Origin of the sequence: Nesterenkonia cremea (assembly GCF_014642675.1) — a bacterium.
GTDB classification, from domain to species: Bacteria; Actinomycetota; Actinomycetes; order Actinomycetales; family Micrococcaceae; genus Nesterenkonia; species Nesterenkonia cremea.
Map to the genome: position 1 here is coordinate 62,883 of NZ_BMIS01000015.1, position 10,523 is coordinate 73,405.

The window sequence follows — 10,523 nt, forward strand, 5'->3', positions numbered from 1 at the left end:
CAGGGTGTGTCTCTGGCCACCCAAGCTACCGGTGGGTAGCATGTGACCTATGGAACATTCTGACTTCAGTGCCTACCGTGATCTTGCCACCGCCTTCGACGATGAGGTGGTCACCCACAGCAGGGTGGAGGACGTAGAGCTTCCCCAGGGAGCTGGGACCTTCGCCCTGATCCGTCTGGACAATGACAGCCCCAAGCGTCCGAGCACGCTGGGCCCCAACTCGCTCATCGAGTTCGGGGAGACGGTGGCCGCTCAGGCCGAGCGTGCACGGGCCGGCGAGATCGTCGGACTGGGTGTCATCGGCAAGCCGGGATTCCTGGTGGCCGGGGCCGATCTCGGTGCGGTCAACCGCATCGACTCCAAGGACCAGGCGCGTGCCATGGCGGATCTGGGCCACCACGCCTATGAGCTGCTGGAAGACTTCCCGGTTCCGACCTTCGCCTTCATCAATGGAACGGCTTTGGGCGGCGGCCTGGAGATCGCCCTGGCCGCGCACTACCGAACCGTCTCCGAGGAGGCCAAGGCTCTCTCCCTGCCCGAAGCCTTCCTCGGCCTGGTCCCGGGCTGGGGCGGCGTCTACCGCCTGCCGAAGATCATCGGCCCGGAGGCGGCTGCGCAGGTCATCTTCACCAATGCGCTGAACAACAACAAGACGCTCAAGGGAGCTCAGGCCTACGCACTGGGCATCGCCGATGCTCTGTTCGGCGCCGACACCTTCCTGGAGGAGTCGCTGACCTTCGCGGCACAGGTGATCAGTCAGGACTCCGCCGCCATCGGCGCGCTGACCGCACACCGGGAGCGGGACCACTCCGAGGCCGCCTGGGAGCGAGGCCTCGCCGCCGCACAGAAGGCAGTGGCCTCCAAGACCGGTGACTCCGCCCCGGCGCCCAAGCGCGCACTGGAGCTCTTCGAGGCTGGCCGCCGCCGCAGCCGCGCCGAAGAGCGTCGGGAGGAGGTCGCGGCGTTGGGCGACCTCATGGTCACCGATGAGTTTGCCAATACGGTCTACGCCTTCCTGGAGCTGGTGCAGAAGCGGGCCAAGCGCCCCGCCGGAGTGCCTGAGGCCCAGCCGCGACCGCTGAAGAAGGTCGGCGTCGTGGGTGCAGGTCTGATGGCCTCCCAACTGGCCATGGTCTTCGCCCAGAAGCTGCAGGTGCCGGTGGTCATCAGCGATGTCGACCAGGCGCGCGTGGACAAGGGGGTGGACTACATCCGCGGACAGGCGAAGAAGCTGGCCGAGAAGGGGCGCATCTCCGTGGAGCAGGCCGAGGGTCTGAGCTCCCTGGTCACCGGTTCGGTGGACAAGAGCGTCTACGCCGATGCCGACTTCGTCATCGAGGCGGTCTTCGAGGAGATCGGTGTGAAGAAGCAGGTCTTCGCCGAGCTGGAGGAGATCGTCTCTCCGGAGGCGATCCTGGCCACGAACACCTCCTCGCTGTCGGTCACTGAGATGGCCGCCGATCTGAAGCATCCGGACCGGGTCATCGGCTTCCACTTCTTCAATCCGGTGGCGGTCATGCCGCTGATCGAGATCGCCCGCACCCCGCAGACCGCTGATGAGCCCATCGCCACGGCATTCCAGCTGGCGGCCGATCTGCGCAAGACTCCGGTGCTCAGCCGCGACTCCACCGCCTTCGTGGTCAACCGCGTGCTGCTGCGGCTGATGGCCGAGGTGCAGAAGGCCTTCGACGAAGGCACCGATGCCGAGACCGCCGACGGCGCCCTGGGTCCGATCGGGCTGCCGATGAGCCCCTTCACCCTGCTGGCCATGGTGGGCGTCCCGGTGGCTCAGCACGTCACTGAGTCTCTGCAGGCATCCTTCGGCGACCGCTTCTACGTCTCGGAGAACCTGCAGCGCCTCATCGACAACGGGGTGACCGAGATCTGGAGCCGTCAGGAGGACGGCTCGGTCGCCATCAATGACTCCACGCGTGAGCTGCTGCCACAGGGACAGACCCGGCGCAGCGCCGAGGAGATCCTGACCACTGTCCAGGACGCCCTGGCCGAGGAGATCGGCCTGCTGCTCCAGGAGGACGTGGTGGCCTCGCCCAAGGACGTGGACCTCTGCATGATCCTCGGCGCCGGGTGGCCCATGCACCGCGGCGGCATCACGCCCTATCTGGACCAGTGCGGAGCCAGCGAGCGGGTCAACGGACGCCGCTTCGACGCCGCCGTGTGACGGCCGTGTGATCCCGGTGCTTCTGCGCCCGCGGCCCTTCGGCCGCGGGCGTAGAATACCGGGGTGTCTTCCTCCTGCTGCTCACGCCGATCCTTCGTCCGTACCACCGCCGCCGCAGGGCTGACCGGCACCTCGGGGCTGGCGCTGAACGCCTGCCAGACCGATGCCCTGGCCGAGGAGGAATCGGCGCCGGCCACCCATGAGGGCTCCACCTGGGAGACCCTGGTGTCTGCCGAGGATCTCCCCGTGGGGGAGACCGGCCGGGCCCAGACCGGTGAGCATGAGCTGCTGCTGTATCGGGCCTCCGAGGAGGAGGTCCACGTCTTCTCCAATGTCTGCACCCACGAGGGCTGTGCGGTGGATGCCCAGGAGGATCGCTTCCACTGCCCCTGCCACGGCTCGGTGTATCAGCTGGAGGACGGCGTGCCGTACGGCGGTCCCGCCCGCGAGCCGCTGACCCGCTTCACCGCTGAGATCGACGAGGGCGAGATCCGCGTCCTGGTCTGAGCCGTCAGACGGCGTCCATCGGATCCGGATCCAACAGCGCCACCGCGACCACGGCGGCCGCCTGCTCCACCTGCCACGGCCGCGCGCCCAGCTCAGTCAGCGCGGCATTCACCGAGTCCAGGTCGATCTGCTCCGGGGGAGTCCAGCAGAGCTGCTTGAGCACTGCGGGGGTCAGCAGCGTCTCCGGCATGACCTCGAGCTGCTCAGCACGGTGGGTCAGCCAGGCGCGCGCCGTCCGATACTGCCGATAGGCCAGCGGATTGCGGTCCTTCCAGGAGCGCGGAGGCGGCGGACCGCCGCTGCGGCGCTGCTGTTCCGGCATGTCCTGGGTGGAGGATCCGGTCTTGATCGCCCGCAGCCAGCGCGGCGCCTCACGCTTGGCCGCACGGCCGTGGAAGCCGTTGACCGAAAGCAGCTGAGGGACAGTGCGCGGCAGAGCATCGGCGGCTGCGATCAGCGCCGAATCGGGCAGGATATGCCCCGGGGCCACATCCTTCTTCTCGGCCAGTGACTCGCGGGCGAACCACAGCTCCCGCAGCACAGCCAGCTTCCGCGGGTTCTTCAGCTTGTTGACGCCGCTGGTCTTGCGCCAGCGCTCCTTGCGTGGGACCACCGCCGGACGGTGCGTCCGGGCGTACTCGAACTCCTGAGCAGCCCACTCGGCCTTGCGCTGCTCGGCGAGCAGTGCGGTCAGCTTCTCCCGCAGCGGGATCAGCAGCTCCACATCCAGTGCCGCATAGCGCAGCCAGTCCTTGGGCAGCGGGCGGGTGGACCAGTCGGCGGCGGAATGCTCCTTAGCCAGCCGCACGCCCATCAGGTTCTCGACGACGGCGCCCAGGCCCACCTTGGGCAGCCCGGCCAGACGCGCGGCCAGCTCCGTGTCGAAGAGCGCATGGGGGCTCATGCCCAGCTCCGCGAGGCAGGGCAGGTCCTGGGTGGCGGCGTGGAGGATCCATTCCGCATCGCCCAGAGCCTTCTGCAGCGGGGCCAGCGTGTCGAAGGGCTCGGGGTCCACCAGCCACAGGCCGGAGCCCTCGCGCTTGAGCTGGACCAGGAAGGCGCGCTGTCCATAGCGGAAGCCGGAGGCGCGTTCGGCGTCGATGGCCACCGGACCGGTGCCGACTGCCAGCGCCTCGGCGCAACGCTTCAGGCCCCGGTCGGTGTCGATGACGAAGGGCACGCCGTCCTCAGGCTCGGTGAGCAGAGGCGGGAGCTCTTCCTGCGATTGTTCGGTGTTCTCTGACATCAGGGTGTCAGCTTCTCCTCACGTGGGGCAGCGCCACGACGCCGTCGGGCAGCGGCGGCAGCCCGGCGAAGGAGCAGACCATATCCGCCCACGCCTCGAGGTGGGAGTCGAATCGAGTGCCCGTGGGCGTCCAGGAGGCGCGCAGCTCGACGTCGTTGCTGGCCTGCCGGTCCTCCAAGCTGCCGAAGCTCTCGGAGAGGATTCGGGTGGCCGTGCCGCCGGCGCGGCTGTACTCCACGCCGTGCTGGGCCAGAGAGTCGGAGAGCCAGGTCCAGGCCACTGAGGCCAGCAGCGGATCATTGCCCATCTCGGGTTCCAGCTCGGCCTTGATGTAGATGACCACACGGAAGGTTCCGCCCCAGGCCTCCTGGCCCTCTGGATCGTGAAGCAGGATGAACCGGCCGGTGGCCAGCAGCTCATCCTCATTGGGGGCGGGGCGCAGTCGTGCCACCGGGTGGCTTCCGGGCGCTGTGGCGGCCGGGTCCCTCACCTCTGCGCGCAGGGCGACAGCGTAGGGGGCCAGCTTGGACGGGGCCGGAGTCTCCTCCACCAGCGCCTCGGAGCGGGGTGCGGCCCGCCGCAGGTCACCCAGGGCGGTCAGGAAGGACTGCGGCAGCCTTTCGAGGCCGGAGGCGCCTGTCTGGTCGCCCCGGCCTGCCGCGTCGCCGAAGCCGCGGTGCATGGGACCGATTGCTGTCACGGTTCCAGCCTAGGAATCCTTCTGAGAATGATGTGCTAGGCGCGCCGTGCGGCGCCCTCAGCGACTCTGACCAATGCCTCGATCTCTGCGTCCTCGGTGGAGAAGGAGCACATCAGGCGCAGCACCGGGTTCCCGCTGGGCGCGGTCTCCCAGACATGGGCCAGATACCTGCTCTGGATGGCCTCGGCGATCTGTGCGGGCACCTCTGGGAAGACCGCGTTGACCTCGGTGGGCCGGGCAAGGCTCACACCCTCGATCTGCGCCAGTTGCTCACCGAGCCGGTGCGCCTGCGCGTTGGCATGTCCGGCGTTGCGCCGCCACAGATCTGTGCCGAAGAGCGCGTTCAGCTGGGCGGAGACATAGCGCTGCTTGCTGGCCAGCTGCATGGAGTATTTGCGGATGAAGCTCAGTCCCGGCACCTTCTCCGGACGGATGGCCACCACAGCCTCGGCTGCCATGGCGCCGTTCTTGGTGCCGCCCAGGCTCAGCACGTCCACTCCGAGCTCCGTGGTCAGCTCGCCCAGCGAGGTGCTCAGAGCGGCAGCGGCGTTGGAGATCCGCGAGCCGTCCATATGCACGGCCATGCCCAGCCGGTGCGCCTCATCGGCCAGGGCGGCGATCTCCTCCACGGAGTAGAGGGTCCCCAGCTCAGTGGACTGGGTCAGCGTGACCGCCAGTGGCTGGGCGGCATGGACGAAGTCGAGATCCTCAGCCGCCGCGCGGATGCTCTCCGGGGTGAGCTTGCCGTCCTCAGCGGGCTGGGGGAGCAGCTTCAGGCCCAGCCGCTCCGGAGCTCCGCCCTCATCGGTGTTCACATGGGCGATCTGCGTGCAGACCGCCGCGCCCCACCGGGGCAGCAGGGCCTGCAGGGACACCACGTTGGCCCCGGTTCCGTTGAACACAGGCAGGATCTCCGCCTGGGGGCCGAAGTGCTCCCGAGCGGTCTCGCGCAGAGTCGCCGTGCCGGCGTCGTCCCCATAGGGCAGCTCGGAGCCGGAGTTCTGGGCCGTCAGCGCGGTCATGATCTCCTCGGAGACTCCGGAGACGTTGTCGGAGGCGAAGCTGGCGTCCAGCGGGGTGTGCTCAGCGGGGCTGGAGCGCTCGCTCATGCACCGTCCTCGTCGAAGGTCATAGAGATGGAATTGATGCAGTACCGCTGATCGGTGGGCGTTCCGAAGCCCTCGCCGGAGAAGACGTGGCCAAGGTGGGAGTCGCAGCTGCCGCAGCGGACCTCCACGCGCTCCATGCCCAGGCTGGTGTCCTTCAGATACGTCACATTCGCGTCATCCGCGGGCTGATAGAAGCTCGGCCAGCCGCAGCGCGCGTCGAACTTCGTCTCCGAGGTGAAGAGCACGGCGCCGCAGGCGCGGCACCGGTAGGTGCCTGCGTGCTCGTTGTCCCAGTACTCGCCGGTGAAGGGGCGTTCTGTCCCGGCCTGACGCAGGACCTGAAATTCCTCGGGGGAGAGTCGCTTCTGCCATTCCTCGTCACTGATCTGCATATGCCTATTCTACTTCTATGGCTTCGATTCCATTCAGACAGGAAGCACAGGCCGAGACCGCACCGCAGACCCCCTGGGTGCGGTCGGTGGCCTCCGGCGCCGGGGTGGGGCTCGCCGCCGGCATGACGATGACGGCCACCGCCTCGGCCGCTGCGGCCTATCTGGCCCGTGTGGTGGTGACCCCGGTCCATGAGAAGCGCGCCGACGTCGAGATCCTCGCCGTCATCCAGGCCTCTCGCGGCCAGGAGGTGGTGCTGACCAGCACCCCGGAGACCATCGTCTCCGGAACCTACGGCCTCCACTTCGACGCCGGCCGTGGTCTGGCCAAGATCGGTGAGGTCACAGCCCTGGAGCCCAAGCACGGGACGGTGACCCGACGTGTGGAGGAGGTGGTGGCCGGCGATCTGCGTGCGGCCCGCCGCGGATGGGTCAGCTCCGGCTTCCACCGGGACCCGGGGGAGGCCGGCTACGAGTTCGACGAGGTCACCGTGGGGACCCCGGTGGGGGAGGCCGCCGCCTGGTACGTCCCCAACGGGAACCCGGAGGGTCCGCTGGCCGAGAGGAACATCTGGGCCATCATGGTCCACGGGCGTGCCGGCACACGTGTGGAGGGCATCAAAGCTCTGCCCGCTGCTCAGCAGCTGGGCCTGGACTCCCTGCTGATCTCCTACCGCAACGACGGTGAGGCCCCGGCCGCCCCGGACGGTCGCTACGGCCTGGGGATGACCGAATGGGAGGATGTGGAGGCAGGCATCCGCTATGCCCTGGACCACGGCGCCGATGAGGTGCTGCTCTTCGGCTGGTCCATGGGTGGGGCCATCTGCCTGCAGGCCGCCGACCGCTCCCAGCTGGCGCCGGCCGTGCGCGGACTGGTGCTGACCGGTCCGGTGATCGATTGGATCGATGTGCTGGCCCATCAGGCCCGCATCAACCGGGTGCCGGAGCCGGTGGGTCGGATGACCCGGTGGCTGCTGTCCCATCCTTTGGGGCGCCGGGTGACCGGCCTGGCCTCGCCGCTGGACCTGAAGGCTATGAACTGGATCGACCGGGCCGATCAGCTGCACACCCGCACGCTGATCCTGCACAGTCAGGACGACGAGACCGTTCCGCACGGACCCAGCAGGGACTTGGCGGAGAAGAACGGTCTGGTCAGCTTCGAATCCTTCACCCAGGCTCGGCACGTCAAGGAGTGGAACCACGATCCGGAGCGTTGGAACGGCCGGGTCACCTCCTGGGTCACCGACCTGTTCTCCGAGGCTGAGCCGGGGCACTGAGCGGGGTTGCGGAGCCCGCCGCTGAGGCCGCGCCGCCGTGCGCGTCTCAGGGCAGCGGGGTGAAGCCCTCGAAGATGTAGTTGTCGCCCAGCTGCTCGGCCCGGCGCCGCTGCTCTTCGGAAGTGATCGTCCAGAGCAGCAGCGGCTTGCCCGTGCGGCGCAGCCAGGCGGAGCGCCGTGGGGACAGGTGGGCCAGCTCGTAGCCGAGGAAGTCGGGCCGGGTGGCCACGTTATAGGCGAAGTTCTGCAGCAGCAGCCGGCGCACCGCGGACATCTTCCGCTTCCCGGAGAAGCTTCCAGAGAGCTGGCCCCGGGGGGTCTCCGGGGCATTCTTGCGGAACCAGGCCACGATATCCGGATCGAAGGATTGGACGGCGGCCTCTCCGGAATAGCCTCGCAGGGCTGCGGCCACGCCTGCGGCACGGACAGTCTTGGCCGATCCCGCCTTGATCTCCACCAGCAGCGGGACGCGTCCGTCCACCAGCTCCAGCAGCTCAGCGAAGCTCATGATCGTATGCGGCCCACCGGCGATCTGCATGCGCCTGAGATCGGCCAGGCTGTGACGGCGCACAGCGCCGGACTGCTCGGTGAGTCGGCCCAGCTTCGGATCGTGGTGGACCACCAGCTGATCATCGGCGCTGAGCTGCAGGTCCAGCTCGATGGGGAGCCCGGCCTCCACGGCGGCCTCGAAGGATGGGCGCGAGTTCTCCGGGACCCTGCTGCCCCCGTGCAGGCCGCGATGGGCGATCGGTCGCTCAGTCAGCCAGGCTGGGGCAGTCATAGGGCCTGATCCTATCGGAGGCCCCGGACTGATCAGCGGCTACGCGCCGCCGAGGTGGCGGCGGATGTTCTGCTTGACCCGGGCGAGCATCGCGCTCATCCCGCGCAGCCGCAGCGGAGTGATGGCCTTGGCCAGTCCCAGGCGGTTGGCGACGTCGTCGGGTGTGTTCAGGATCTGCTCATAGGTGAGCCCGCTGAGCCCCTGGTGGAGGATGGAGGCGAAGCCACGCGTGGTGGGCGCCTCCTGAGGGGCGGCGAAGATGAGCTCGGCGCGGCGGGCCTCGTCGTCGAACTCCAGGCTCAGGAACAGCGGAGACTGGCACTCCACCACCTGCTCCATGGACTCCTGGTAGTCATCGCCGTAACCCTCGGGCAGCTCCGGCAGCTCGCGGGAGAGATCCAGCAGCAGCTCCAGCTTCTGCCGATCCTCCACGGACTGGAACTCGTCGATGATCTCTGCCAGCGGCTCGGGAACGTCCTCACTCATGCGGCCCGAGTCTACCGGTGAGCACGGGCCCGCTGTGAGGGTGACGAGATGTGTCAGCCCTTGTCATCCGTGGAATCCTCAGTAGAGTGATGCGTGTCACATCATCCGATCGTCACCGACAGACGAAGGAGCCCCGATGGCTGTCATCACGAGCCCGCACACCTCCATCGAGATCCCGGACCTCAGCCTGTATGACCTGCTGTTCGGCTCACTGAGCGATGAGGACGCCGCGCGCACGGCCCTGGTCCAGGGTGAGACCGGGCGGGCGGTCAGCTACGGGGCGCTGAAGCAGCAGGTGGATCACTTCGCCGGGGCGCTGTCCGCCCGCGGCATCGGATCCGGCAGCGTGGTGGCGCTGCAGGCGCCCAATCTGCCCGAGTTCGTCACCGCATTCCACGGCATCCTGCGCTCCGGCGCGACGGCGACCACGGTGAACTCGCTATACACCGCCTCCGAGGTGGCGCGGCAGCTGCGGGCCTCCGGGGCCACCATGATGATCACCGTCTCTGCCCTGGCACAGAACGCCGTGGTAGGAGCTGAGGAGGCCGGATTCAGCACCGAGCGCATCATCATGCTGGATGAGGACGGCATCCACCCCTCGCTGCTGACGCTGCTGGGGGAGGAGCACGAGGCTCCGGACCCGCAGATCGACCCGGCCGAGCATGTGGCGGTGCTGCCCTACTCCTCCGGGACCACCGGCGTGCCCAAGGGCGTGATGCTGACCCACCGCAATCTGGTGGCCAATACGCTGCAGCTCGAAGGCCTGCTGCCGGTGGACCCCGGAGCGCCCATCCAGGCGGTGCTGCCCATGTTCCACATCTACGGGCTGACCGTGCTGATGAACTTCGGACTCCACCGCCGCGCCGAGATCGTCACCATGGCCAAATTCGACCTCTCCGAGTTCCTGCGCATCATCCAGGACCACCAGATCAGGGTCTCCTTCATCGCTCCGCCCATCGCTGTGGCCCTGGCCAAGCATCCGATGGTCGATGACTATGACACCGACAGCCTCATCTCCATGCTCTGCGGCGCTGCGCCGCTGGATGAGAGCACCGCTTCCGCGGTGAGTCGCCGACTGGGAGCAGACCTGCGGCAGGGCTTCGGGATGACGGAGCTTTCCCCCGTCTCCCATCTGGCGCCCTACGGCGATGACCGCAACCCGCTGGGCTCCATCGGGCCCGCTGTGGCCAATGTGGAATGCCGAGTGGTGGATCCGGCCACCGGAGAGGATGTGGAGCTGCCCCAGGAGGGCGAATCCGCGCCGGGGGAGATGTGGACCCGCGGACCGCTGGTCATGAAGGGCTACCTCAACAATGAGGAGGCCACCTTCGCCACCATCACAGAGGACGGCTGGCTGCGCACCGGAGACATCGTCACGTACAACACCGGCGGCTGGTTCACTGCCGTGGACAGGCTCAAGGAGGCCCCCGGCCGAGCTGGAGGCGGTGCTGCTGGAGCATGAGCAGATCGCCGACGCCGCCGTCATCGGCGTCCCCGATGAGGAGGGCGGCGAGGCGCCCAAAGCCTTCGTGGTGGTGCGCCAGGACGCCCAGGAGCAGCCGGCCCAGCTCAGCGGGAAGGAGGTCATGGAGTACATGGCCTCACGGGTGGCCCCGCATAAGAAGATTCGCTATGTGGAGTTCATCGACGAGGTGCCCAAATCCCGGACGGGCAAGATTCTGCGCCGTGAGCTCAAGGCCCGCACGGCGCCCGCAGCCGCGGCCTAGGTGTAATGCCCCGGAACGTTGTGAACAGGTGACGTAAAGAGGAGACCTCCGGTATCGATGTGGGTAATCACACTCACAAGTCGATAAACCGGAGGTCTCCATGACTCACCGTAATGCCCCGA

11 protein-coding genes are annotated in these 10,523 nt (G+C 68.0%); 5 read left to right on the plus strand and 6 right to left on the minus strand.

From position 1 onward, the window contains the following. The first annotated feature begins 49 nt into the window (after positions 1–49). Entirely contained in the window at positions 50–2,179 is a 2,130-nt protein-coding gene (locus tag IEW85_RS12990) for a 3-hydroxyacyl-CoA dehydrogenase NAD-binding domain-containing protein (protein ID WP_188686511.1), read from the plus strand. 63 nt (positions 2,180–2,242) lie between these two features. Further along, a complete protein-coding gene (locus IEW85_RS12995) occupies positions 2,243–2,686 on the plus strand; it encodes a QcrA and Rieske domain-containing protein (protein ID WP_188686514.1) in 444 nt (147 codons plus the stop codon). Between the two features lie 4 nt (positions 2,687–2,690). Here IEW85_RS12995 and IEW85_RS13000 read toward each other — a convergent pair whose 3' ends face one another. Genes IEW85_RS13000 through msrB form a run of 4 tightly spaced genes read right to left on the minus strand, consistent with a single transcriptional unit; the run spans position 2,691 to position 6,133 of the window. Continuing rightward, on the minus strand, positions 2,691–3,932 hold the full coding sequence (locus IEW85_RS13000; protein WP_188686517.1) for a ribonuclease D: 1,242 nt from the start codon (positions 3,930–3,932) through the stop codon (positions 2,691–2,693). 7 nt (positions 3,933–3,939) lie between these two features. Then, complete coding sequence (locus IEW85_RS13005) at positions 3,940–4,614, minus strand: DUF3000 domain-containing protein (RefSeq protein WP_188686553.1); 675 nt, start codon at positions 4,612–4,614, stop codon at positions 3,940–3,942. Positions 4,615–4,667: 53 nt separating this feature from the next. Continuing rightward, positions 4,668–5,741, minus strand: a complete 1,074-nt coding sequence (locus IEW85_RS13010) for a threonine aldolase family protein (protein ID WP_188686518.1) — start codon at positions 5,739–5,741, stop codon at positions 4,668–4,670. Next, positions 5,738–6,133, minus strand: a complete 396-nt coding sequence (gene msrB, locus IEW85_RS13015; RefSeq protein WP_188686520.1) for a peptide-methionine (R)-S-oxide reductase MsrB — start codon at positions 6,131–6,133, stop codon at positions 5,738–5,740. Before msrB ends, IEW85_RS13010 begins: the two co-directional genes overlap by 4 nt. Before the next feature lie 17 nt (positions 6,134–6,150). On the opposite strand from msrB, the gene IEW85_RS13020 reads away from it, so the two are divergent. Continuing rightward, positions 6,151–7,407, plus strand: coding sequence for an alpha/beta hydrolase family protein (locus IEW85_RS13020; protein WP_188686523.1), 1,257 nt, complete (start codon positions 6,151–6,153; stop codon positions 7,405–7,407). A gap of 46 nt (positions 7,408–7,453) precedes the next feature. On the opposite strand, the gene IEW85_RS13025 is transcribed toward IEW85_RS13020, so the two are convergent. Both IEW85_RS13025 and IEW85_RS13030 read right to left on the minus strand, forming a co-directional pair. Next, the gene (locus IEW85_RS13025; RefSeq protein WP_188686527.1) at positions 7,454–8,188 is read right to left on the minus strand and encodes a glycerophosphodiester phosphodiesterase family protein; all 735 of its coding nucleotides are present in this window, start codon (positions 8,186–8,188) and stop codon (positions 7,454–7,456) included. A gap of 39 nt (positions 8,189–8,227) precedes the next feature. Further along, positions 8,228–8,674, minus strand: a complete 447-nt coding sequence (locus IEW85_RS13030; protein ID WP_188686530.1) for a SufE family protein — start codon at positions 8,672–8,674, stop codon at positions 8,228–8,230. A 136-nt stretch (positions 8,675–8,810) separates the two neighbouring features. On the opposite strand from IEW85_RS13030, the gene IEW85_RS13035 reads away from it, so the two are divergent. Both IEW85_RS13035 and IEW85_RS14495 read left to right on the plus strand, forming a co-directional pair. Next, positions 8,811–10,136 (plus strand): AMP-binding protein, encoded by a 1,326-nt coding sequence (locus IEW85_RS13035; protein WP_229659031.1) that lies wholly within the window; start codon positions 8,811–8,813, stop codon positions 10,134–10,136. Then, the gene (locus IEW85_RS14495) at positions 10,120–10,401 is read left to right on the plus strand and encodes an AMP-binding enzyme (protein ID WP_229659032.1); all 282 of its coding nucleotides are present in this window, start codon (positions 10,120–10,122) and stop codon (positions 10,399–10,401) included. The genes IEW85_RS13035 and IEW85_RS14495 overlap by 17 nt, the downstream gene beginning before the upstream one ends. Positions 10,402–10,523 lie beyond the last annotated feature (122 nt).

Excerpts from the sequence above, each read along its gene's own strand:
- IEW85_RS13035 (WP_229659031.1), top strand. The coding sequence starts at position 8,811 with ATGGCTGTCATCACGAGCCCGCACACCTCCATCGAGATCCCGGACCTC.
- IEW85_RS13030 (WP_188686530.1), bottom strand. The coding sequence starts at position 8,674 with ATGAGTGAGGACGTTCCCGAGCCGCTGGCAGAGATCATCGACGAGTTC.
- msrB (WP_188686520.1), bottom strand. The coding sequence starts at position 6,133 with ATGCAGATCAGTGACGAGGAATGGCAGAAGCGACTCTCCCCCGAGGAA.
- IEW85_RS13010 (WP_188686518.1), bottom strand. The coding sequence starts at position 5,741 with ATGAGCGAGCGCTCCAGCCCCGCTGAGCACACCCCGCTGGACGCCAGC.
- IEW85_RS13020 (WP_188686523.1), top strand. The coding sequence starts at position 6,151 with ATGGCTTCGATTCCATTCAGACAGGAAGCACAGGCCGAGACCGCACCG.
- IEW85_RS13025 (WP_188686527.1), bottom strand. The coding sequence starts at position 8,188 with ATGACTGCCCCAGCCTGGCTGACTGAGCGACCGATCGCCCATCGCGGC.
- IEW85_RS13005 (WP_188686553.1), bottom strand. The coding sequence starts at position 4,614 with ATGCACCGCGGCTTCGGCGACGCGGCAGGCCGGGGCGACCAGACAGGC.
- IEW85_RS12990 (WP_188686511.1), top strand. The coding sequence starts at position 50 with ATGGAACATTCTGACTTCAGTGCCTACCGTGATCTTGCCACCGCCTTC.
- IEW85_RS13000 (WP_188686517.1), bottom strand. The coding sequence starts at position 3,932 with ATGTCAGAGAACACCGAACAATCGCAGGAAGAGCTCCCGCCTCTGCTC.